The organism is Klebsiella sp. RCJ4, from assembly GCF_009025755.1.
GTDB lineage: Bacteria > Pseudomonadota > Gammaproteobacteria > Enterobacterales > Enterobacteriaceae > Klebsiella > Klebsiella michiganensis.
Window position 1 is genome coordinate 356,170 of record NZ_WCIN01000042.1, and the last position, 24,260, is coordinate 380,429.

Sequence of the window (24,260 nt, forward strand, 5' to 3'; positions counted from 1 at the left end):
ACCATGCTGCCCGCGGGGGCGGCTATATTCCTTAATTCGCTTTAAAGCGTGGAGAATAAAAATGCGACATCCTTTAGTGATGGGTAACTGGAAACTGAACGGCAGCCGCCACATGGTAAACGAACTGGTCGCGAACCTGCGTACCGAACTGGCTGGCGTAACCGGCTGTGCAGTTGCCATTGCTCCGCCTGAGATGTACATCGACCTGGCTAAACAAGCCGCTGCGGGCAGCCACATTCACCTGGGCGCGCAGAACGTTGACCTGAACCTGTCCGGCGCGTTCACTGGCGAAACCTCTGCCGAAATGCTGAAAGACATCGGCGCTGAATACATCATCATCGGCCACTCCGAGCGCCGTACCTACCACAAAGAGTCCGACGAGTTTATCGCCAGGAAATTCGCGGTACTGAAAGAGCAGGGTCTGATCCCGGTTCTGTGCATCGGTGAAACCGAAGCGGAAAACGAAGCGGGCAAAACGGAAGAAGTGTGCGCGCGTCAGATCGACGCCGTTCTGAAAACCCAGGGCGCGGCGGCGTTCGAAGGCGCAGTTATCGCTTATGAACCCGTATGGGCGATCGGTACCGGCAAATCCGCTACCCCGGCTCAGGCTCAGGCTGTACACAAATTCATTCGCGACCACATCGCTAAAGCTGATGCGAAAGTGGCTGAACAAGTGATCATCCAGTACGGCGGTTCCGTTAACGCGGGCAACGCAGCAGAGCTGTTCACCCAGCCGGACATCGACGGCGCGCTGGTTGGCGGCGCATCCCTGAAAGCTGACGCTTTCGCGGTGATCGTTAAAGCAGCAGAAGCCGCGAAAAAAGCGTAATTCGCTTTAAGGCCTTTCCCCGGTCGCGCTTTGCAACCGGGGTTATCGCCCGGTTGCCCGGCCAGGTTCCGGGAAAATCCCCGAGCGGTGCAGCCTACAGTTTCCCCAACGCCTGATACCACAGGTAGTCCAGCGGCAGCAGAATCAAATAGCTTACCGCCGCCAGCGCAATACACAGCAGCATTCCCGCCCTTGCAGGCACTTTCCCCAGCCCCATTGCCACGACAATCGGTGATGCCTGATACGGCAGCAGCGGCGTGGAGTATCCCAGCACCTGAATCATAATCACGCTCAGCAGCGGGAAGCCGGTCGCATCGGAGAAGCTCTGCGCGAAGGTGGTATACAGCGCCGGTACGCCGTTAGCGGTCATGATAAAGTTCAGCGCGCTGGTAATGCCGGTCAATGCGAGAAAGCTGGTGAACGGGCTCTCTTTATCCAGCGGCATAATCTGCAGCAGGGCATTCCCCACCACGCCGCCGATACCGGTTTGCGTCACGGTGATAGCCAGCCCCAAAATCCCGGCGACGTAAATACAGGTGCGGATATTCACGCCGCTGGAAAATTCCTCGCCGCTGATAAAACCGACCCGCGGCAGCAGCGTTATCACCGCCGCCGCCAGCCCCGTCCAGGCCGGCCCCACGCCGTGCCAGCTCTCCGTCACCCAGAGCGTCAGCACTACCACCAGCAGCCACGCCAGGCGCTTCTCATCGCGGCTCATCGGCGGCAGCGGCGTCATGTCGCGCGGCGGGTGCGGTTTTCCGGGAAACAGCCAGCATATCAGGGCGATCAGCACAGCCCCTTTGAGCCAGCCGAGCACCGGCGTATGCAGCAGTAAATAGGGAAGATAATTCAAATGGATACCATACGATCCCTCCGCCGCGCCGCTCATCACCAGATTCGGGACGTTGGCGGGCAGGATGGTGGCAGACAGCTGGAAGGTCCCGAACCCCACCGCCAGCGCCAGGCCAAACCACGGGCGCGTCCCCTCTTCAATGCCGGCACGCCTGGCCATTGCCGCCACAATCGGCATCAGCAGCGCGATACGCCCCATATTGGACGGCATCACAAACGCCAGCGCATAGCTGAGCAGCACCACGCTGCCGACCATTAGCGGCCAGGAGTCGGTCAGCCGCGACGAGAGCGACCGGGCCGCTCTGTCCGCCAGCCCGGTTTTGCGTATGGCGATCCCCAGCACAAATCCGCTGAACACCAGCCAGAACGCCGATGAGGCAAAGCCGCCGAAAATGACCTCCGGCGGCGCGATTTTGGCGATCATCGCTGCGGCAAAAAACAGCAGCGCGGTCATAAACTCCGGCAGTAGCGAAGTCGCCCAGAGGAGAATAGTGATGCCGACGATGATAGAAGGAAGGAACAGAGGGTGGGACAACCAGAGCGACATACCTGTCTCCTGTCGATTTTTTCAGCAAGAATACGACGGACGATAAGACAGGTAAACGCCAGATATGGTGGGGTTATTGCAGGATTGCGCAGCTGTGATCCTGAATCTCTTCCGCCGATGCGCGATTAAGCGTTAGCAGGTTACGCTCGGTCGCCAGCAGCACCAGCGAGCCATCGCTCTGCTTTGCCATCGCCAGCGCAAAACGGCCCATATGTTCACGCGCTTCCGGCACCTCTTCGGCCAGCATCAGGAACGGGCTGCGCTGCGCCAGCTCCATTTCGGTGACCCGACGCGCCAGATATTCGTGGCCCAGTAGTCCACCGGGCAGCGGCAACCAGCGGCTGCTGATAGCGGGCGCGTCCTTGTCCAGCTGGGTACGGACATCGGGACGCAGGCAGGAGATATGGATATGGAAATGATTTTGCGTGCGTCCGCTGCGCGAGTTGATGGTCAAGGAGACCGCGTCATCCGATACGGCGGAACCACGATGCTGGCTCATGATTTCGCGCCCCTGCCAGGCCTGCCAGAAGAAGTTCGGCGTCAGGGGATTAAGCAGCAGCGGACTTTCGGTGCCGTTAATACGGTAAGTCGGCATCAGCAGATACTGCAGCGGGCCATTGCGGTCTTTAAACAGCACATAGCCGCCCTTGAGGTTCACTTCCGCACAGGGCGCGGGATTCTGGTGCTGCTGTTGATTGGGGACGCACTGTTGCAGAACAATTTTGCGCAACGCATCAGGGTTGCCGGAATGAAGCCAGTAGTAGCCGCCGGCCATCGCCGCCACAACGACCACCAGCAGCGCTAATAAAAGGTATCGTACTCTTCGCATTATTTTTTCCTGTCTCAGCCAGAAACGGAAGAGTAACGCAGTTTGATGACCAAATGAAAACAGGAAGAGGTTCGGTGTGTTTTCCCGGAGGCGGCGCTACCAGACTTCTCAGCCCCGGGTCGCGGCTTACGCCTGTCCGGGCGACAAGAGTTGTATCCCCGCTAAGCGCAGCGCAAGCGGGGATAAGGAAAGGCTATTTAACGCTGGTTTATCTGGTCGAAGGTGCCGCCGTTGGAAAAGTGCTCTTTCTGCGCTTTCGTCCAGCCGCCAAACACGTCATCGATGGTGAACAGCTTCAGTTTCGGGAACTCATTCGCGTATTTTTTCGCTATCTCAGGATCGCGCGGACGATAGAAGTTCTTCGCCGCAATCTCCTGGCCTTCCGGCGAGTAGAGGTACTTCAGATACGCTTCCGCCACCTGGCGAGTGCCCTTCTTGTCGACCACTTTATCCACCACGGAAACCGTCGGCTCGGCGAGAATCGATTCGCTCGGGGTCACGATCTCAAATTTGTCTTTACCCAGTTCGTTGGTCGCCAGCAGGGCTTCGTTTTCCCAGGCAATCAGCACATCGCCGATCCCACGTTCCACGAAGGTGTTGGTCGCACCACGGGCGCCGGAATCCAGCACCTCGACGTTCTTAAACAGCGCTTTTACGAACTCTTGCGCCTTCGCCTGGTCGCCATTGTTCTGGTGCAGGGCATAGCCCCATGCCGCCAGATAGTTCCAGCGCGCGCCGCCGGAGCTTTTCGGGTTCGGGGTAATCACCGACACGCCCGGTTTAATCAGGTCGTTCCAGTCGTGAATCTGCTTCGGGTTGCCTTTGCGTACGAGGAACACGATGGTGGAGGTGTACGGCGCGGAGTTATCCGGCAGACGCTTCAGCCAGTTTTTGTCGATTCGGCCACGTTCGGCAATCGCATCGACGTCATAGGCCAGCGCAAGGGTCACCACGTCGGCTTCAATGCCGTTGATCACCGAGGTCGCCTGTTTGCCGGAGCCGCCGTGGGACTGACGAATCACCACGTTGTCGCCGGTTTCTTGTTTCCAGTGCGCGCTAAAGGCTTTGTTGTACTGTTCGTACAGCTCGCGCGTTGGATCGTAAGAAACGTTTAATAGTTGAATGTCTTTTGCCAGAACGCTGGCGGATGCCAGCAACAGAGTTAACCCCACGCCCCACTTATTCATCGCACCGCTCTCTTTATGTAGTGTTGTGATGGATTAAGCGTGCCAGAAAGCGGACTGATGATTAAAGAATAAAAAAAGATTGGCTATAACTTGTGAGTATATAGAGCGGGGGAGAGTTTACCCCCTCCCGAGCGGGAGGGGGCGGGAAGCATCAGACTTCTTCCATGCGGCCCAGCAGCGCCTGCAGACGATCCTGCCAGCCCTGCTGCTGTTCTTTCAGCTGACCGTTTTCACGCTCAAGCTCTTCACGGCTGTGCTGCGCGCTCTGTACTTCCTGCGCCAGCGTGTTGTTCTTCTCTTTCAGCTCTTCGATTTCCATCTGTAACAGAGTGATGGTATCAATCGCCTGCTGAACTTTAGATTCTAATTTCTCAAACACTTCTAATGACATCGTCATACCTCTCCTGAACTTGCAAGGCGTTGATAGAAACCGTCCGTTTCGTATACGCGTTGACGCCTTAACGAAAATTAGCGCACTACAGTGGTGATGTAGTCGATTGTATGAAGCCCCGCCTCCCCTGTCCAGCGACAACCCGCGTAGATTGCGGTTTGCAACACTTTTCAGCCTTTACCTGGTCCGTTCGCCGCTTTTACCCGGTACTTTTTCGTAATTGTTAATCAACACGTAAAAAAATGTGCGGTGAAACGCTCCCGCAAAAGGCCGAACACGCGTTTATGGCGCGAAAACGCTCATTTTCTTGACGTGGTACACACATTTGAATTTCGATATTTCTCGTTTTTGTTCGTTAACGATAAATTAACACTATGCCTACATGGCAGCGTGGTCGCCTGCGACCTTCACACATACAATAATCATCACTACGCTTCAGGATTCGATTATGAGCCAAACATCAACACTAAAAGGCCAGTGCATCGCAGAGTTCCTCGGTACCGGGTTGTTGATCTTTTTCGGCGTTGGGTGCGTCGCTGCGCTTAAGGTCGCGGGAGCCAGCTTCGGTCAGTGGGAAATCAGCATCATCTGGGGTCTGGGCGTCGCCATGGCGATTTACCTGACCGCAGGGGTTTCCGGTGCGCACCTTAACCCGGCGGTCACCATCGCGCTGTGGCTGTTCGCCTGCTTTGACGGTCGTAAAGTTGTTCCATTTATCGTTGCGCAATTCGCTGGCGCCTTTTGCGCTGCGGCTTTAGTTTACGGGCTTTATTACAATCTTTTCTTCGATTTCGAACATACCCACAATATGGTGCGCGGTAGCGTCGAAAGTCTCGAGCTGGCAGGCATTTTCTCCACCTATCCGAATCCGCATATCAATTTTGTGCAGGCCTTCGCGGTAGAAATGGTGATTACCGCTATCCTGATGGGCGTCATTCTGGCGCTGACCGACGATGGTAACGGCGTGCCGCGTGGCCCGCTGGCGCCGCTGCTGATTGGTCTGCTGATCGCCGTCATCGGCGCATCCATGGGCCCGCTGACCGGCTTCGCCATGAACCCGGCGCGTGATATCGGACCGAAAGCCTTCGCCTGGCTGGCAGGCTGGGGCAACGTCGCCTTCACCGGCGGCAAAGATATTCCTTATTTCCTGGTGCCGCTGTGTGCGCCAATCGTCGGTGCTGCGCTGGGCGCATTCTGCTACCGCAAGCTGATTGGCCGCCACCTGCCTTGCGACACCTGCGTCGTCGAAGAGAAAGAAGCCGCATCCCCCTCTACGACGCAACACAAAGCTTCGCTGTAATCTGACTACGGGACTCATACTATGACCGACAAAAAATATATCGTAGCGCTCGACCAGGGCACCACCAGCTCCCGCGCCGTGGTAATGGATCACGATGCCAATATCGTCAGCGTTTCTCAGCGAGAATTCGAACAAATTTATCCGCGTCCAGGCTGGGTTGAACACGACCCGATGGAGATCTGGGCATCGCAAAGCTCTACGCTGGTTGAAGTGCTGGCAAAAGCCGATATCAGCTCCGATGAAATCGCGGCGATCGGCATCACCAACCAGCGTGAAACCGCCATCGTGTGGGAGCGCGAAACCGGAAAGCCGATTTATAACGCCATCGTCTGGCAGTGCCGCCGTACCGCCGAGATCTGCGAACAGCTCAAGCGCGACGGCATGGAAGAGTACATCCGCAAGGCCACCGGCCTGGTGGTTGACCCCTACTTCTCCGGCACCAAAGTGAAGTGGATCCTCGACCACGTCGAAGGCGCGCGCGAACGCGCTAAACGCGGCGAGCTGCTGTTCGGTACCGTAGACACCTGGCTTATCTGGAAAATGACCCAGGGACGCGTTCACGTAACCGACTACACTAACGCCTCGCGTACCATGCTGTTTAATATCCACGAGCTGGACTGGGATGACAAAATGCTCGACGCGCTGGATATCCCGCGCGCCATGCTGCCGGAAGTGCGCAAATCTTCCGAAGTGTACGGCCAGACCAACATCGGCGGTAAGGGCGGGACGCGTATTCCGATCGCCGGCATCGCGGGCGACCAGCAGGCGGCGCTGTTCGGCCAGCTGTGCGTGAAAGAGGGGATGGCGAAAAACACCTACGGTACCGGCTGCTTTATGCTGATGAATACCGGCGAGAAAGCGGTGACGTCAACGCACGGCCTGCTGACGACTATCGCCTGCGGCCCGCGCGGTGAGGTGAACTATGCGCTGGAAGGCGCGGTGTTTATGGCGGGCGCCTCTATTCAGTGGCTGCGCGATGAGATGAAGCTGATTAGCGACGCGTTCGATTCCGAATATTTCGCCACCAAAGTGAAGGATACCAACGGCGTGTACGTGGTTCCGGCTTTTACCGGACTCGGCGCCCCGTACTGGGACCCGTATGCCCGCGGCGCGATCTTCGGCCTGACCCGCGGCGTGAACTCCAACCATATTATTCGCGCCACCCTGGAGTCGATTGCCTATCAGACCCGCGACGTGCTGGAAGCGATGCAGGCTGACTCCGGGATCCGTCTCCACGCCCTGCGCGTTGACGGCGGCGCGGTCGCCAACAACTTCCTGATGCAGTTCCAGTCCGATATTCTCGGCACCCGCGTGGAACGCCCGGAAGTCCGCGAAGTCACCGCGCTGGGCGCAGCCTATCTGGCCGGTCTGGCGGTCGGTTTCTGGCAAAACCTGGATGAACTGCAGGAGAAAGCGGTCATCGAACGCGAGTTCCGTCCGGGGATTGAAACCACCGAGCGTAACTATCGCTACAGCGGCTGGAAGAAGGCGGTAAAACGCGCGCTGGCGTGGGAAGAGCACGACGAAGCGTAAGATGGGGGAAGTATTCCCGGCTGGCGGCGTAAACGCCTTAGCCGGGCTACACAGCCCGCAGACCGCACAACCCCGTAGCCCGGCTAAGCGCAGCGCGAGCCGGGGAGAAGCCGCGTCGAGTCATGAATCCCTGAGTATCCCCGGGTTGCGGCGTAAACGCCTTACCCGGGCTACAGCCCACAGACCGCACACACCCGTAGCCCGGCTAAGCGCAGCGCGAGCCGGGGGGAAACCGCGTCGATGTATAAAACCCGGGGTATCCCCGGGTTGCGGCGTAAACGCCTTACCCGGGCTATCGCCCGCAGACTGCACAACCCCGTAGCGCACCGCCTCCGGGTTTTTATCAGCCAAATACCGGCAGCAGCAGATAGAGCTTAATCACCAGCGCGTTAACGATATCGATAAAGAACGCGCCCACCATCGGCACCACCAGAAACGCCATGTGCGACGGACCGAAACGGTCGGTAATCGCCTGCATGTTGGCAATCGCCGTCGGCGTCGCGCCGAGGCCGAAACCACAGTGGCCGGCTGCCAGCACCGCGGCATCGTAGTTTTTGCCCATCATCCGGTAGGTCACAAACACCGCATACAGCGCCATAGCCACTGCCTGAACCGCCAGAATAATAATCATCGGCAGCGCCAGCGACGCCAGCTCCCACAGCTTCAGGCTCATCAGGGCCATCGCCAGGAATAGCGACAGGCTGACGTTACCCAGCACCGACACCGCGCGGTCGAACACGCGGTACAGGCCCAGCGCCGACAGGCTATTGCTCAGGATCACGCCGATAAACAGCACGCAAACGAAGGTGGGCAGTTCAAATACGGTTCCCGCCAGCAGTTGCGCAACGATCTTCCCTACCGTTAAACAGATGGCGATCAGCGCGATGCTCTCAATCAGCACCAGCGACGTGATCATGCGCCCCATATCCGGCTTTTCAAACGCAGTCGGCGCGAGCTGATCGTCCGGCGTACCGTCCGGGGAGGAAGAGTGCTTAACCAGATAGCGCGCCACCGGTCCGCCGATCAGGCCACCCAGGACGAGGCCGAAGGTTGCGCAAGCCATGGCCACTTCGGTGGCGTTGGCAAAGCCATAGCGTTCAACAAACAATTTACTCCACGCCGCGCCGGTACCGTGGCCGCCGGAAAGGGTAATCGAACCGGCCAGCAGCCCCATCAGCGGGTCGAGGCCAAGCAGCTTCGCCATGCCGATTCCGAGCGCGTTTTGCAGCAGCAGCAGCCCCACCACCACGATCAGGAACGTCCCCAGCACTTTGCCGCCGGAGCGCAGGCTGGCGAGGTTGGCGTTCAGGCCGATAGTGGCAAAGAAAGCCAGCATCAGCGGGTCTTTCAGGCTCATATCGAAATCGATTTCGATATCCATGCTTTTCTTTAATACCAGCAGCGCCAGCGCGACCAGCAGGCCGCCCGCAACGGGTTCAGGAATGGTGTATTTCTTCAGGAAAGGGACGGTTTGAACGAGTTTTCTACCCAGTAGCAGCACGAGTGTTGCGGCAACGAGCGTCGATAAGGTATCGAGATGAAACATAAAAAAGAGCTCCTTATAGGCGCATGATCCATTCACACGCGACGGTATTCCCGGTGTCGATTGCTTCTCATCATGAGTAATCGGGAAGGGATTTTAAGCAGAAGTACGGAAAAAAGGACAGGAAAAGATATTTTGTAGGGATAATGATGCGATCAAGCATACAAAATGTTAATAAATATTTGACACTTATTCCCTGCTTAAATATTTGCCGCTAAAGAGTGGCAAACGTTTGCTTTTGGTCTACAGTCCGATAAAATCCCCGCTTTGCCACCTTTGGGATTGTTGTGATGTCCGTTAACACCGCAGAATCAGAAAATGCGCAACCGGTTGCGCATAAGCAAACCAGCGAATTAATCTACCGCCTTGAAGACCGCCCGCCGCTACCGCAAACCCTGTTCGCCGCATTCCAGCACCTGCTGGCGATGTTTGTCGCGGTCATCACTCCGGCGCTGTTAATTTGCCAGGCTCTGGGCCTTCCGGCTCAGGATACGCAACACATCATCAGCATGTCCCTGTTCGCCTCCGGCGTGGCCTCCATCATTCAAATTAAAGCCTGGGGCCCGGTGGGGTCTGGTCTGCTCTCGATTCAGGGCACCAGTTTTAACTTCGTCGCGCCGCTGATTATGGGCGGGACCGCCTTGAAAACCGGCGGCGCCGATGTTCCGACCATGATGGCCGCGCTGTTCGGCACCCTGATGCTGGCCAGCTGCACAGAGATGGTTCTCTCCCGCGTTCTGCATCTCGCCCGCCGCATTATTACCCCGCTGGTCTCCGGCGTGGTGGTGATGATTATCGGCCTGTCGCTGATTCAGGTTGGCCTGACCTCCATCGGCGGCGGCTATGCCGCCATGGCCGACCACACCTTCGGCGCGCCAAAAAACCTGCTGCTGGCAGGGATCGTGCTGGCGCTGATTATTATCCTTAACCGCCAGCGCAACCCGTACCTGCGCATCGCTTCGCTGGTTATCGCGATGGCGGCCGGCTACCTGGCGGCATGGCTACTCGATATGCTGCCGGCCAATACCGCGCCGACGGAAAGCAGCCTGATTATGGTACCCACGCCGCTGTACTACGGGTTAGGCATCGACTGGAATCTGCTGCTGCCGCTGATGCTGGTGTTTATGATTACCTCGCTGGAAACCATCGGCGATATTACCGCCACCTCTGACGTCTCCGAGCAGCCGGTTTCCGGCCCGCTATATATGAAGCGTCTGAAGGGCGGCGTGCTGGCCAACGGTCTGAACTCGTTTGTTTCGGCGGTATTCAACACCTTTCCGAACTCCTGCTTTGGCCAGAACAACGGCGTGATACAGCTGACCGGCGTCGCCAGCCGCTATGTCGGTTTCGTGGTCGCGCTGATGCTGATCGTGCTCGGCCTGTTCCCGGCGGTAAGCGGCTTCGTGCAGCATATTCCTGAGCCGGTGCTCGGCGGCGCGACGCTGGTGATGTTCGGCACTATTGCCGCCTCCGGCGTGCGTATCGTCTCCCGCGAGCCGCTGAACCGCCGCGCGATCCTGATTATCGCCCTGTCGCTGGCCGTCGGCCTCGGCGTTTCCCAGCAGCCGCTGATCCTGCAGTTCGCCCCTGACTGGCTGAAGAATCTGCTCTCCTCCGGTATCGCTGCTGGCGGCATCACGGCGATTATTCTGAATCTGATTTTCCCGCCAGAGAAAAACTGATCCTCTCTGACGCTCCGGCCACGCGATGCTGGCCGGAGCGTCAGCATCATCAACCTCACATCATCTCATTACACAATTCCTGTCTTGAGGATTGCGCATAATTCGGGCATAACAGCCTTATGTGCCTCGCTCAGGATCGAAGACCATGAAATTTCTCAGAAAGCTGATTCTCTGGCTGCTGATTGCCCTGCTGGTGGTGATTATTGCCGCTTACTTCCTGCTGCAAACCCAGTGGGGCGGGCGCCAGGCCAGCGCCTGGCTAAGCGACGGTACCGGCTGGAAGGTCTCTTTCAACAAGATGGACCATAATTTCTCCTCGCCACTGCACCTGCAGCTGCAAAACGTCACCCTCGGACGCGACGGCAAACCCGCCACGCTGGTGGCGCAAACGGTGGATATCGGGTTTAGCAGCCGCCAGTTTAGCGACCCGCTGCATGCTGACGAAATCGTCCTCAGCGACGGCACGCTGAACTTCTCCCCTTCTTCCGCGGCGCTGCCATTCGCCGCCGACCGTCTCCAGTTGCGCAATATGGCGTTCAACAGCCCGGAGAGCGACTGGGATCTGAGCGCGCAGCGCGTCACCGGCGGCGTCAGCCCGTGGGCGCCGGAAGCGGGCAACGTGCTCGGCAAGAAAACGCAGATTCAGATGAGCGCCGGGTCGATGACGCTCAACGGTATTGAAGCCAGCAACGTGCTGATTCAGGGGAATATTGATAACGGCGAAGTGTCCCTCTCGACCATTGGCGCGGACGTCGCCCGCGGTACGCTCACCGGCACGGCGAAACGCAGCGCCGACGGCGGCTGGCAGGTCGATAATTTGCGGCTCAACGAGATTCGCCTGCAAAGCGATAAATCACTCGCCGACTTTTTCGCGCCGCTGACCACCCTGCCGTCACTACAGATTGGCCGCCTTGATGTGACCGACGCCAGCCTGCAGGGGCCTGACTGGGCGATCGCCGGCCTCGATCTTAACCTGCGCAACCTCACCCTGAGCCGCGGCGACTGGCAAAGCCAGGAGGGTACGCTGTCGATGAACGCCAACGAGTTTATTTACGGCTCGCTGCACTTCCTCGACCCGATCCTTAACGCCGGATTCTCGCCGCAGGGCATCGCGCTGCGCCAGTTCACCTCACGCTGGGAGGGCGGCATGGTGCGCACGTCCGGCAACTGGCTGCGCGCCGGCCATGCGCTGGTGCTGGATGACGCGGCGTTCGCCGGGCTGGAATATACGCTGCCAACCAACTGGAAGCAGCTGTGGATGGCGCCGCTGCCCGACTGGCTGCAAAGCCTGACGCTGAGAAAGTTCAGCGCCAGCCGCAACCTGATTATCGATATTGAACCGGCGTTCCCGTGGCAAATCACCGCGCTCGACGGCTACGGCGGCGAGCTGCAGCTGGTGAAAAACCGCAGCTGGGGCGTGTGGAGCGGTAGCGCGACGCTGAACGCCGCCGCCGCGACCTTTAATCGTATTGATGTCCGCCGCCCGTCGCTGAAGCTGAGCGCCAATGCCTCAACGGTAAACGTTAACGAGCTCAGCGCCTTTACCGAGCGAGGGATCCTGCAAGCCACCGCGGCGGTGTCGCAGCTCCCGCAGCGCCTGGTCAACCTGAGCCTCAACGGTCGCGGCGTGCCGCTGAATATTTTGCAGGCCTGGGGATGGCCCGCGCTGCCGGTTTCCGGCGACGGTAACCTTCAGCTGACGGCGACCGGCAGCGTGCTGGCGGATGCGCCGCTGAAGCCGACCGTCAACGGCCAGCTGAGCGCGATAAATATGGAGAAACAGCAGGTGGCGCAGGTGATGCGCAACGGGGAGGTCACCAGCACCCAGCCCCCTTCAGCGCCGGCGACAACGACTCCCTGACTTCTCCTCTCCCTCTCCCCCCACGGGAGAGGGGCCTGTTCCATTCGCGAAACCTGTTGCCATTAAGCGGCTGTTTGTACCTATTTCCCGCAACCTGTTCCTTTCAAATAGCGGACTTGCTATAACAAAAATACTGGAAGTTAAAAAAATAATTAAAGTCCCTGAACCTATACCCAAAATAATTCGAGTTGCTTAAAGGCGGCAAGGGAGTGAGTCCCCAGGAGCATAGATAACTATGTGACTGGGGTGAGCGAGCGTAGCTAACACATAAGCAACTTGAAGTATGACGGGTATACAAAAATAAAGGAACGACCATGTCTGTAATACGTCAACGTATTCTGGAGAATATGCAAAAATTCTCCAGAGCAATGATCGGTGCAGTATTGTTCTTGCCGGTCATCGGCTTAATTTTGGCACTCAGTTCAGTCTTAACCAACCCAACATTAATTTCGGAGACCAGCTTTTTACACCAGCTCGGCCAGCTGCTCGGCGATACTTTCTGGCCTTTATTCGGCAATCTGGGATTACTTTTTTGCGTCGGCATCAGCTATGGCCTGGCAAAAGATAAAAAAACCGAAGTGGCGCTGGTGTCGGTGATGTGTTTTATCATGTTTCTTGGCGCCAACCACTCGTGGCTGGAGCATACCCACGGACTCGCGGAAAAAATTAACGGCGAATATTACGGTACCGGGCAGACTCAGCTGCTGGGGTTTGTGGTAGTCGATATGGGGGTCTTCCTCGGGATTATTCTCGGCTGCGCCATCGCCTGGGTGCATAACAAAGTGTCGACGATTGAACTACCCGGCGCGCTCTCCATGTACGGCGGAGCCAAGCTGACGCTGGTGGCGATGACCCCGGTCGTCATTTTCTACGCCATCGCCTTTACCTGGATCTGGCCGTTTATGACCCACGGCATCGCGGCGCTGACCGGCTTTATGAAAAACGCCGGCGTGGCGGGGGTCTTCGTCTACGGCTTCTTTGAAAAATTCCTCATCCCCACCGGCCTGCACCACTTCGTCTGGTCGCCGTTCCAGCTCACGCAAATCGGCGGTACGCTGAACGTCGACGGCCAGGTCGTCTCCGGCACCCAGGCGATTTTCCTCGCCTATATGCGCCACCCGGATTTAACCCCGGTGATGAACGAGGCGCTGCGTTTCTCGCAGCAGGGGATGACCACTATCTTCGGCCTGGCCGGCGCCTCGCTGGCGTTCTACCACACGGCGAAACCGGAGAAAAAAATGATGGCCAAAGCGATTCTGCTACCGGCCATTATCACCTCTATGCTCACCGGCATCACCGAGCCGATTGAGTTTACCTTCCTGTTCGTTTCGCCGCTGCTGTGGGTGATCCACGCCACGTTAACCGCGGCCTCGCAGGCGATTTGCGACATCTTTACCGTGCGTCCCTGGGGCGCTTCCGGGCTGATTGAGTTCCTGATTTACAACCTGCCGCTGCCGGTCTCCCTGACCCGCTGGCCCGGCTACGTGCTTATCGGGATTGGTCAGTTCGCCGTTTACTACGTTATCTTCCGCACGCTGGTCGTTAAGTTGAATCTTAAAACGCCGGGTCGTGAAGACGATGAAAACGTGAAGTTATATAGCAAAGCTGATTACCGAAAAAAAATGGGCGAACCGCAGTCGGTGACCAACGAAATTATTAATGGTCTGGGTGGTAAAGAGAACATTATTTCCGTCGACAACTGTTTTACCCGCCTGCGCGTCGTTATTCATAATATGGATCTGGTTGACGATGCGATATTAAAAAGCACCGGCGCAAACGGCATAGTACGAAATCGAAATGAAGTTCAGGTTATTTACGGCGTCAAAGTGGGACAGGTTCGTTCCCGGGTTGATAGCTGGCTAGCAGAAAATTAATTGGGAGTGATTTATGAAATTAACCGTATTAGGCGGGGGCGGCGTTCGCTCTGCGTTTCTGGCGAAATCTCTGGCATATAACGCGCACCGCATTGGTTTAACGGAAGTGGTCTTTCTCGACAGCTCCGCGGAGAATCTGACAATATTCGGCGAGATCGCCCGCTATGTGTTTAATGCCATTCGCCCGGATATTCATTTCAGCGTAACCAGCGACCCGGTGCCGGCGCTAAAAAATAGCCACTATGTGATAACCACCCTGCGGGTGGGCGGCGATGAGAGCCGGATCCGCGACGAGCGTATCGCCCTGGCGCACAACACGCTGGGCCAGGAGACCACCGGCGCGGGCGGTTTCGCCATGGCGATGCGTTCCATTCCGGCGATTCTTCACTACTGCCGCCTGATTGAAGAGCACGCCGCCGAAGATGCCATTCTGTTTAACTTCACCAACCCGTCAGGGCTGGTCACCGAGGCGATTATCAAATCCGGCTTTAAGCGTCGGGTGTACGGCATCTGCGATGCCCCGTCGGAGCTGATTCGCGAGCTGCCCGAGATCCTCGGCTGCGACGAGCGCGATCTCGGCGTCGAGTGCTACGGGCTGAACCACTTCTCCTGGTTTACCCATTTCACCGTGCGCGGCGAGGATGTCACCGAGCGCCTGATCGCCAGCCCGGACCTGTATCGCAAGACGGCGATGCAGTACTTTTCGCCGGAGCTGGTTCAGCTATGCGATAAGCAGCTGCTTAATGAATATCTTTACTACTACTACTATCGCGAAGTGGCTTTGAAAGCGATTCAGAACGCGCCGGAAACCCGCGGCGAGCAAATTGCCCGCATCAATCACGATATGCGCGAAGCGCTGCTGACCGTTGATGTCAAAGCCAACCCGGAAGCGGCGTTTACCATCTGGATGAAGCACTATCTGCGCCGGGAAAATAGCTATATGCAGAACGAGTCGCAGCAGGAAAAATTCCATACCCGCGAGCCGTTGACCTTAAAGCAGTTTATCGAGGAGCCGGATACCGGCGGCTACGCGGGCGTGGCGCTGGATATTCTGGAGGCGGTGAACAGCACCACCACCAAGCGCATCGTGGTATCGATGCCCAACAACGGCACGCTGGACTTCCTGCGCCCGGATGATGTGATTGAGATCAGCTGCGACCTGAGCAAAGAGGGCCTGAAGCCGGTGACGCCGAAGCATGTGCCGACGGCGCAGAAGAATATGATCGCCAGCGTGAAAGAGTATGAGCGGCTGGCGGTGGCGGCCATTCTGCAGCGCGATAAATCGCTGGCGGTACGGGCGCTGATGGCGCATCCGCTGGTCGGCTCTTATTCGCTGGCAAAAACGCTGGTTGAAGCCTATCTCGACGATAAGCAGTTCGCCGACTGGCAATAAACGCCCGGTGAAATCCCCCGGATGGCGGCTAACGCCTTATCCGGGGAATGTGCCGGGCCTGAGACATCTACTCTGTTGCATCCCGGTGGCGCTGCGCTGACCGGGCTACGGGTTCACCGCCGTCTGCGGATCGGTAGCCCGGACAGGCGCGTCGCGCCGCCTCCGGGAAATGTGCCGGGCCTGAGACATCTACTCTGTTTCATCCCGGTGGCGCTGCGCTGACCGGGCTACGGATTCACCGCCGTCTGCGGATCGGTAACCCGGACAGGCGCGTCGCGCCGCCTCCGGGGAAGGTACCGGGCTGAGATATCTGCGCCGTTTCATCCCGGTGGCGCTACGCTGACCGGGCTACGGGTTCATCGCCGACTGAGGGCCGGTAGCCCGGACAGGCGCCTCAGGCGCCGCCTCCGGGGATCCCCGTCTGCATAAACCACATCTTCAGCAGCCGCTCAAAGCCGAGTATGCAGTAGCCAAAAAAGGGGTTACTCCAGTAAATATCATCATCGAACTTCTGCGGATCATGGATGATAAACGCCGTATCCGCCGCCTGCGCCAGCGGGCTTTGATAATCGCCGGTAAAGCAGACCAGGTTAATCTCCTTTCCTTCCAGCGCCTTCACCCAGTTCAGCGCGGAACTGCTGCGTCCGGATTTGGAAATAATCCAGATCGAATCAAATTTGGCGGCGTTCTTCTGCTCGAGGATTTCGTAATCCGGCCACAGCGCGAGGCTGGCATTCACCCCGGTCACCAAAAATTTATTATAAATATACTGGGCGATCAGCTGCGAAAACCCACTGCCGTGAATCAAAATGCGGTGATGTTGCAGGCTTTCCAGCAATGGCGTTATCCGCTCCACCGGCTGAATGCTCATATAATCGATGTCGTTGGTCACATCGAGTTTGGGCATAGTGATATTGAATTTAATAAAATAGACCAGCTCCAGCCAGCCGCTGAATTTCAGCTTCTTCGCCAGGCGTACCAGCGAAGAGGGATTGCTATAACAGTGCTCCGCCACGGCGCGGATCCCTTCGCGAACGCATTGCTCAGGATCGTTCTGAATAAAACGCAGCACGGTCATTTCCGTTTTGCTTAGCTTAACGTCACGAAAGATGTTTTCTAAATCCATACCGGGCTCCTCTCAGCGCTAAACTACGCTATCACCCGGCGGCTCTGGCGTCTGTGGCATCAATCACCAGAATGAAATGAACGTTACTTTTTTAGACAAAATGGAATAAAAAAACCCTCCGGTAAGGAGGGTGATGGATTCGACAACGTCTATCTCTTTTCAGCGCCGTATTCACTGCACAATAACCATTTTTTCGGTTCATCTTCCTGAATCATCGGGAAGCGGCCGCTATCTTCCAGAAAACGGTTGTCGCGCTTATCATCGTTCACCATCGAAATTTCCCAGCCCATCACCAGCGCGTTTTCAGCCCAAAAACGGTGGTACAGCGTGGGCGGCAGGCAAACGCCCTGCCCGGGGTTAAGAACCAGGGTGTCTCCCGGTTTCAGCGTGCGCTGGCGGCCATCAACCGCGACGCTCACGCTGCGCTGCATATCCAGCCGTTCATCTTCTGTCGCCCATGCCAGCTGCAGACAGAGCCGGCCGCCGCCGCGGTTCAGAATATCTTCCATTTTGTGATAATGAAAATGCCAGGGGGTTTGCTGATCCTGCTGAATCTGCAACATCTTCTCGGCGTAGGGCTTGGGATAGCGCGAATCGCCCGGCGCGCCGTTACGCAGGGTCAACAGCGTCAGTCCGGTTTCCTGAAAACGGCCGCTGCCAAAATCGGTAATATCCCAGCCAAGCTGTAGATCCCGAACTTCTCGCCACTCTTCAAACCGCTTTTTCGCCCAGATATCGGCGGTAAAGCAGGCAAACTCGGGTAAGCAAATGCGAAAGGACTCGGCGATAGCATGCGCTTTATCAATCGCGTAGTTAATCTGTGAACGTTTCATTTTCGACTCCGCTGCGGACGGCCAGCCAGGCGGCGCCGCGCATGCCGCTGCTGTCACCATGTCGGGCAGGCACGATGGGGGTGGTGAAATGGTCGGTAAACACCAGCGGGGCGACATCCGCCTCCAGGTCGTTCACCAGCAGCGCCACGTTAGACAGACCGCCGCCGAGAACAATCACGCCGGGATCGATAAGATTCACCACCGTCGCCAGCGTCCGCGCCAGCTGCTGGCGAAAGCGCAGCACCTGCTCGCAGGCGGCATGCTCGCCCTCCAGCGCCCGGGCGATAATAGCCTGACTGCTGAGCGCCTGCCGGGTCATCAAACGATAGCGCGCGCTCAGCCCGGTGCCGGAAATAAAGGACTCGACGCAGTTATATTTTCCGCAGTAGCAGCGCTCGGGCGGCCCATCGTTGACCTCCTGATATCCCGGCAGCGTGATATGCCCGCACTCCGCCGCAATCCCTGACGCGCCGGGGAAAATCTGGCGATTAAGCGCAATACCGCCCCCGCATCCGGTCCCCAGCGTCATGCCAAATACCAGCGAATAATCGGCACCTGCGCCATCACAGGCTTCTGATAAGGTGAAACAGTTGCCATCGTTCGCCAGCACAACCGGCTGGCCCAGGCGCTGCTCAAGCTCATCCTGTAAGCGGCAGCCGTTGATGACCTGAATATTGGCATTGCGGATCTTGCCGGTCTGCGGGGAGATACTCCCCGGCAGGGCAATACCGATAGCCAAAGGCTGGGCCAGCTCATCCCCAATCGCGGTGATTAACGCCACCAGCGTTGCGATAAACTGCTGCCGGGTCTGTTTTCGCGTTTCAACGCGAAAGCGCCTCCATTCATGGCCTTGTTCATCCATCACTACGGCGGCGATTTTGCTCCCGCCGATATCCAGCCCCAAATACTTCATACCGGCCTCCTTATTCATAGCGAGGCAGGTTTCCCCGCCCCGCCGGGGGATTAGTACAGGCTGGCCTTGCCGGTAGAGCCAAAGAGCTTCATTTTGTGGCGAATCACCTTCCGCGCGGCGTTAATCGGTTCCGGATAAATGACATTCGGATCCCACCATGTCTCTTTTGTCAGAATTTCGCGCACTTTCTGGAAATAGGCGTATTTCATATCGCTGGAAATATTGATTTTGCCGACGCCAAGCGTAACGGATTCCGCAATTTCCGCATCCGGATTAGCCGAGCCGCCGTGCAGCACCAGCGGAATCGACAGACGCCCGGCGATATCGCGCAGAATGTGCATCTGCAGCTCCGGCTGCATCCCCTTCGGATAGATACCGTGCGCGGTGCCAATCGCTACCGCCAGCGTATCCACGCCGGTACGGGCGACAAAATCTTCCGCCTGCGCCGGGTCGGTATAGGTGACTTCTGACACGCCGCCTTCCACAGAAGTTCCGGTCTGACCGATGGTCCCCAGCTCACCTTCGACCGACACGCCCACCGCGTGCGCCAGCTGCACCACTTCGCGGGTCAGGGCCACGTTTTCTTCATAAGGCAGCAGCGAACCATCGATCATGACCGAGGTGAAGCCACACTGAATGGCGCGCAGAACATGTTCCACCGAGGCGCCATGATCCAGATGCAGGGTGAAAGGCACGCGGCTGCGCTGGGTGATATCCCGCACGTAGCTAAAAAACGCGTCGCCAACAAAATCGTGCTCGCTGGGGTGAATGGAAATAATCGCCGGCGTATTTGTCGCTTCCGCCTCTTCCACCACGGCGCGAATAAAACAGCTATCCGCCACGTTAAATGCGCCGATAGCAAAACCATGTTCACGGGTGGGTTTAAGTAATTCGTGCATTGAAACTAACATCGTTATTCTCCAGTTTCAGGGTGTGGTAAGCCCTGCCAGGGCATACGGGCGCCGGCATGGAAGGCCTTACTGAGATTTAATCAGGCTTTGTTGATTGAGCCGGATGCGTGTAAATAGGGAACGATGGCGTCAGCGCTGGCCTGCTCCATCACCGATAGCGCATCGGCCAGCTCAATGGTGCTGTCGTGGCACAGGGTGTGCAGCAGCGCCGCTTTCCCCGCTTCAAATACCGCCGCCCCAACGTTGATTTTTGCGACCCCGAATTCCGGGCAACGTTGCAGCTGCTCGAACGGCGTACCGCTCCCGCCGTGCAGCGCCAGCGGCACGGATGACGCGCGCTGTATCTGCGCCAGGCGGTCGAAATCGAGCATCGGTTTTACGCCGGGGGCGTACATACCGTGGGCGGTTCCTACGGAGACCGCCAGCAGGTCAATCCCGGTCTGTTCGATAAAGGGAGGGACGTCCTGCGGCTGGGTCATTAAATCGGCATTGCTGGCCTGGTCGTAGCGCGGCGCATCCGCCAGGTGCCCCAGTTCGCCCTCCACGCACAGCCCAACGCTGGCGGCCAGTTCAGCGACCTCTCGGGTCTGGCGGATGTTCTCCGCCAGCGCGAACGCCGAAGCATCGATCATTAACCCGCTAAATCCGGCGCGGAAAGCCTGACGTATTTTTATCGGCTCTTTGCCGTGATCGAGACTTAACGTCACGGGTACGCTCGCCTCCTCCGCCAGAACCCTGACTACCGCCGCCGCCGCCGTCGCCGGAAAGTGCGACAGATGCCCCTGATACAGGTTGAGAATAATCGGCGCGCGATGTTTTTCCGCCACGCGCACCGCCGCGCGTGCGCTTTCCAGGTTCATGCAGTTAATCGCCAGCAGGGCATACCGTTCACGCCAGGCTTTGATCACCATACTTTTCATATCGGCAAACATAGGGCCTCCGTTTATTCGAGGGTAAAGGTGATTTCGTCGTCTTTGACCTTTTGGTCGTTCAGCTCATCAAACTCTTCATCGCGCTCGGTTACCGGCTTTTTCCACAGCGAGAGCATCACACCGCAAATCACGGTGCCAATCGCCAGAGAGAGGCAGAACAGCAGGGGATGCGTAAAGAGCGGCACCACAAACATCCCACCGTGCGGCACCGGACTCTCCACGCCCCATGTCATGATCAGGCCACCGGCCACCGCTGACGCCACCACGCAGGATCCCACGACGCGCAGCAGATCGCGGGCGGCGATGGGGATCACCCCTTCGGTGATCATGCAGATCCCCATCGGGAACGCGGCCTTCAGGGCTTCGCGTTCGGCACGGGTGTATTTATGGCGGGTCAGCAGAAACGAGAGGGTGATGCCGAACGGCGGGATTATCGAACCCACAAACTTCACCGCTTCCGGGCCGTAAACGCCGCTGACCAGCAGACCATCGGCAAACAGCGACATGGTTTTATTCACCGGACCGCCGAAGTCGAAGGTCGCCATGGCGCCAAGGATGGCGCCCAGCAGGAAACGCGAGCCGCCCTGCATCGACTCCAGCATGTGAATCAGCGCGTCCTGCAGCCAGGCAATGGGCTTGCCGATCAGGGTCATCATCAGCAAACCGCTAATGATGGTGCTTAATACCGGCAGCACCATAATCGGCATCAGCCCCTGCATCGATTTCGGCAGCCGAATATAGTGTTTTAGCGCCAGTACCGTGTAGCCCACGAGGAAGCCGCCCAGCATGCCGCCAATAAAACCGGTATGAATTTGCCCGCAGACAAAACCCACGATCAAACCCGGAGCGAATCCAGGACGATCGGCAATGGAGTAAGCGATAGCGGCGCAGATCAAGGGCACAATCAGCCCCATTCCCCAGCCGCCGATTTGGTTTAACATCCACGGAATGGTGCCGGTTTTCTCGCCAACGTTCGTCCCGCCAAGGACTTGTCCCAGCGCGATACAGATCCCGGCGGCGACGATCAGCGGTATCATCCATGAAATACCGGTTAATAAATGCTTCTTAATTTCCTGTGAGACGGGAATTTTATTCTCACTCATGGTAGATCCCTCCAGATTAAGGATCAGGCATTCGCTAAGGATTTTTCGACCTTTTCGATAAACTGAATCGGCGACTTAATCACGACTTCCGTTTTTACTCTGACAATCCGTTTATTTTTAAAACGCTCTTCGCCTTTAATTTTCACATCAATGGCAAGAATAACGACATCCGCAGCGTCAATATCTTCCGCCGCCAGTTCATTTTCAGTACCAATGGTTCCCTGGGTTTCGACTTTGACATTGTGGCCCAGCGCTTTCGCACCTTTAATCAGCTTCTCACGTGCAATATAAGTATGAGCAATACCTGCGGTACAGGCAGCAACACAGACAATATTCATCTCGGACTCCGCTAGTTATTGTTAGTAAATGTCCGACTCGGCATATTGGTTAAACAGATCAATAATCCTCTGCGGACTGGTTTCTTTGAGCAGTTGTTCAATAATGTCATCATCCGCCAGCGCTCCGGCGACCTGGGACAACAGGCGAATATGGGTGGTATTTTGATCTTCCAGACGAACGGCAAATAAAATAATGCAGCGTACCTGGCTGCCGTCCAGCGTTTCCCAGGCGATATCCTGCCGGGTGCGACCAATGGCAAGGGTGGTATTAACAACGGCGGACGACTTTCCATGCGGGATCGCAATATGATTTTCAAACCCCGTTGAGCCTTCCGACTCACGCTGCCAGACATCCTGAATAAAGGTTTCTCGACAGCTTATCGCCCCGTCTTTTTGTAATAAGTCGGTTAACTCCTCGATGGCTTCCGCTTTATTCGTAGCGTGCATATCTAACAAAACGCGTTTGGTGTTTAAAATCCTGGTTATGTCCATATTCTTTACCTCATGGATATAAAACTTCATTATCTACAGCAGATATTGCCGCGCGATGTAATTTGTCGGTAACGATTTTTTCCGTAACCCGCCGGATATCGGCATCATTAAAAAATGCGCTAACATAGACTACCGGCAGAGCTATTTCCGGCAGATTGATCGTCGAAATAACCAGTTCAATCTTGTCCTGCGGCTGAAGGGTATGCAGGCTGCTTGCCGAAACCACGCCGACGATGGTCCAGTCAGGAAACGCTCTCAACACTCTACTTTTCAACAGGTGAGATGTGCCGATTCCGGTAGAACAAACCAGCAGAACGCGCTTGCTGGCGACCTGTCTTTCCATCGCCGCCTGGAAATGAACGGTGAGATAGCCAATCTCGTCGTCGGAAACCGCACGCTCGCCCCAGCGGCTAAAAACCTGATTGACCGCCCGCTGGGTGAGCGGCCACACGTCCGTCAGCTCGCCCTTGATATCCTCAAGCAGAGGGTTACGAATATAAATCCGAAAATTAAGGCGGTTAATGAGCGGCTTGATATGAATGAGCAGACCATCGTATAACGCGCGATCGGCGGTTAAATCGAGATCAATCATGGTGGAAAAAGCGCTAATCAGGCGATCGGTAATTTGTCGGGCCTCATCGCTAGAATGCATATAGCGCACCATGCTGACATCATCTCGCTCTTCCACCACAACGCCAGAGGAGATGATGTACTGATAAATAAACCAGACTTCATCTTCCGGCAGCGAATGGTCAATACGGTGTTCAATTTTTCGCAGCATATTCTGGGCAACGCTAAATATCGTCTCATCAAAAATCTGCTGCCCCTGTTCACGCCGCGGTAAGGCATTCCCACGGGTAATGCGATACATCATAATGAGGATATGGGTAAAAATATTCACATAATACGGTTCGCCTAATGACCAGCACAGCTTGCGCTCCATTTCCTGTAATAATGACTGAACAAATAAAACGTCATCCTCACCAAAATAATGCACCAGCGCTTTATAGCTTCCTGAGTCCAGCCGGGAATGGATAATACAGCCGGGCTCATTATGATTAATCACCCCATTAATTAACGACGCCATCGCCTGGCGGACGCTGTTTTCGCTGCCTTCAATATGCGTCCCGCTCTGGCTACGAATCAGCGTTAAGCCGAGCGGAGCAATCCATGACTCAATAATTTTCAGATCATTAACGATAGATGCACTACTGATAAAATAACGCTCAGAGAGCTTATTAATTGATGTCTCCCGCGGAGTCTCACTTAAGAGCTGCGAAGCAATTTTCACACGCCGGGAGTTATTCATCATGACATCGCTGTCCTCCCCCTCGTTACCGAGTAATTGGTCTAATTGCAGCAGATCCGTGACATTATCAGCGATCAGCATCACGCCGGCGCCTGAGCGTTTGTCGATAGTCATTTTCCACTCAGATAACCACTGTTCTAAAAAGCGTAAATCACGCTGAACCGTTTTTTCTGAAACATTTAAATATTCAGCAATTTTCATCAGCGTAACGTATTCTCTGCGGGGCAGGAGAAATTTCAATAATCTGTTCTGTCGTGAGGTAATCATTTGCATTATTTACCCTTATTGCATACCAGATTAATGTCTGGAGGCCAGCGCGATACCACGCGAGCGCTACATAAATCATTGAGGATAAATATAAGTAGCAGAGGCGTAAACAACAATACTAAATTTTGTCCAGACATCCGGACAGAAATAAAACGAGGAGAGGGATTAAGGAATAATTATAATTCAGATCACATTTCAGGAAGAAATATACGTGA

At 56.4% G+C, this 24,260-nt stretch carries 21 protein-coding genes; 7 read left to right on the forward strand and 14 right to left on the reverse strand.

Translation table 11 applies throughout. The features are described from left to right. Positions 1-61: 61 nt before the first annotated feature. Positions 62-829 (forward strand): triose-phosphate isomerase, encoded by a 768-nt coding sequence (tpiA, locus tag F8562_RS22485; protein ID WP_004855521.1) that lies wholly within the window; start codon positions 62-64, stop codon positions 827-829. A gap of 94 nt (positions 830-923) precedes the next feature. Here tpiA and F8562_RS22490 read toward each other — a convergent pair whose 3' ends face one another. The 4 genes from F8562_RS22490 to zapB form a co-directional block, all read right to left on the reverse strand. Beyond that, positions 924-2,228, reverse strand: coding sequence for an SLC13 family permease (locus tag F8562_RS22490; protein WP_014227261.1), 1,305 nt, complete (start codon positions 2,226-2,228; stop codon positions 924-926). 73 nt (positions 2,229-2,301) lie between these two features. Further along, positions 2,302-3,057, reverse strand: a complete 756-nt coding sequence (locus tag F8562_RS22495) for a CDP-diacylglycerol diphosphatase (protein ID WP_014839801.1) — start codon at positions 3,055-3,057, stop codon at positions 2,302-2,304. A 197-nt stretch (positions 3,058-3,254) separates the two neighbouring features. After that, a complete protein-coding gene (locus F8562_RS22500; RefSeq protein ID WP_004126718.1) occupies positions 3,255-4,244 on the reverse strand; it encodes a sulfate ABC transporter substrate-binding protein in 990 nt (329 codons plus the stop codon). A gap of 151 nt (positions 4,245-4,395) precedes the next feature. Beyond that, the gene (zapB, locus tag F8562_RS22505) at positions 4,396-4,641 is read right to left on the reverse strand and encodes a septal ring assembly protein ZapB (protein ID WP_009652751.1); all 246 of its coding nucleotides are present in this window, start codon (positions 4,639-4,641) and stop codon (positions 4,396-4,398) included. Between the two features lie 442 nt (positions 4,642-5,083). Here zapB and F8562_RS22510 point away from each other — a divergent pair, with 442 nt between their 5' ends. Next, complete coding sequence (locus tag F8562_RS22510; RefSeq protein WP_004855525.1) at positions 5,084-5,935, forward strand: MIP/aquaporin family protein; 852 nt, start codon at positions 5,084-5,086, stop codon at positions 5,933-5,935. A 21-nt stretch (positions 5,936-5,956) separates the two neighbouring features. Then, positions 5,957-7,468, forward strand: coding sequence for a glycerol kinase GlpK (gene glpK / locus F8562_RS22515; RefSeq protein WP_004126722.1), 1,512 nt, complete (start codon positions 5,957-5,959; stop codon positions 7,466-7,468). 343 nt (positions 7,469-7,811) lie between these two features. Here glpK and gltS read toward each other — a convergent pair whose 3' ends face one another. After that, entirely contained in the window at positions 7,812-9,014 is a 1,203-nt protein-coding gene (gene gltS / locus F8562_RS22520; RefSeq protein ID WP_014227262.1) for a sodium/glutamate symporter, read from the reverse strand. 287 nt (positions 9,015-9,301) lie between these two features. Between gltS and F8562_RS22525 the strand changes: the two genes are divergently transcribed. The 4 genes from F8562_RS22525 to F8562_RS22540 all read left to right on the forward strand — a co-directional run bounded on the left by F8562_RS22525 (position 9,302) and on the right by F8562_RS22540 (position 15,821). Beyond that, positions 9,302-10,693: a nucleobase:cation symporter-2 family protein gene (locus F8562_RS22525; RefSeq protein WP_004855527.1), complete on the forward strand. Its 1,392-nt coding sequence runs from the start codon at positions 9,302-9,304 to the stop codon at positions 10,691-10,693. Positions 10,694-10,838: 145 nt separating this feature from the next. Continuing rightward, positions 10,839-12,554, forward strand: a complete 1,716-nt coding sequence (locus F8562_RS22530; protein WP_014227263.1) for an AsmA family protein — start codon at positions 10,839-10,841, stop codon at positions 12,552-12,554. A gap of 314 nt (positions 12,555-12,868) precedes the next feature. Next, positions 12,869-14,428: a PTS transporter subunit EIIC gene (locus F8562_RS22535; protein WP_094909490.1), complete on the forward strand. Its 1,560-nt coding sequence runs from the start codon at positions 12,869-12,871 to the stop codon at positions 14,426-14,428. Positions 14,429-14,441: 13 nt separating this feature from the next. Then, positions 14,442-15,821 carry a glycoside hydrolase gene (locus F8562_RS22540; protein ID WP_014227265.1) on the forward strand — a complete coding sequence of 460 codons (1,380 nt, stop codon included), beginning with the start codon at positions 14,442-14,444 and terminating at the stop codon, positions 15,819-15,821. Positions 15,822-16,215: 394 nt separating this feature from the next. Here F8562_RS22540 and F8562_RS22545 read toward each other — a convergent pair whose 3' ends face one another. From F8562_RS22545 to F8562_RS22585, 9 genes are all read right to left on the reverse strand, one after another. Beyond that, positions 16,216-16,947: a MurR/RpiR family transcriptional regulator gene (locus tag F8562_RS22545; protein WP_014227266.1), complete on the reverse strand. Its 732-nt coding sequence runs from the start codon at positions 16,945-16,947 to the stop codon at positions 16,216-16,218. Between the two features lie 149 nt (positions 16,948-17,096). Then, the gene (locus tag F8562_RS22550) at positions 17,097-17,780 is read right to left on the reverse strand and encodes a D-lyxose/D-mannose family sugar isomerase (protein WP_014839803.1); all 684 of its coding nucleotides are present in this window, start codon (positions 17,778-17,780) and stop codon (positions 17,097-17,099) included. Beyond that, positions 17,761-18,693: an ROK family protein gene (locus F8562_RS22555; protein ID WP_014839804.1), complete on the reverse strand. Its 933-nt coding sequence runs from the start codon at positions 18,691-18,693 to the stop codon at positions 17,761-17,763. Before F8562_RS22555 ends, F8562_RS22550 begins: the two co-directional genes overlap by 20 nt. Before the next feature lie 50 nt (positions 18,694-18,743). Then, positions 18,744-19,604 (reverse strand): ketose-bisphosphate aldolase, encoded by an 861-nt coding sequence (locus F8562_RS22560; protein WP_014227269.1) that lies wholly within the window; start codon positions 19,602-19,604, stop codon positions 18,744-18,746. Between the two features lie 80 nt (positions 19,605-19,684). Next, positions 19,685-20,536 carry a class II fructose-bisphosphate aldolase gene (locus F8562_RS22565; RefSeq protein ID WP_014839805.1) on the reverse strand — a complete coding sequence of 284 codons (852 nt, stop codon included), beginning with the start codon at positions 20,534-20,536 and terminating at the stop codon, positions 19,685-19,687. Positions 20,537-20,547: 11 nt separating this feature from the next. Next, positions 20,548-21,639: a PTS fructose transporter subunit IIC gene (locus F8562_RS22570; RefSeq protein ID WP_014227271.1), complete on the reverse strand. Its 1,092-nt coding sequence runs from the start codon at positions 21,637-21,639 to the stop codon at positions 20,548-20,550. A gap of 23 nt (positions 21,640-21,662) precedes the next feature. After that, a complete protein-coding gene (locus tag F8562_RS22575) occupies positions 21,663-21,977 on the reverse strand; it encodes a PTS fructose transporter subunit IIB (protein WP_004126741.1) in 315 nt (104 codons plus the stop codon). A gap of 21 nt (positions 21,978-21,998) precedes the next feature. Then, positions 21,999-22,469, reverse strand: a complete 471-nt coding sequence (locus F8562_RS22580) for a PTS sugar transporter subunit IIA (RefSeq protein WP_004126743.1) — start codon at positions 22,467-22,469, stop codon at positions 21,999-22,001. A 10-nt stretch (positions 22,470-22,479) separates the two neighbouring features. Next, complete coding sequence (locus F8562_RS22585; protein ID WP_042934225.1) at positions 22,480-24,051, reverse strand: BglG family transcription antiterminator; 1,572 nt, start codon at positions 24,049-24,051, stop codon at positions 22,480-22,482. Positions 24,052-24,260: the final 209 nt, after the last annotated feature.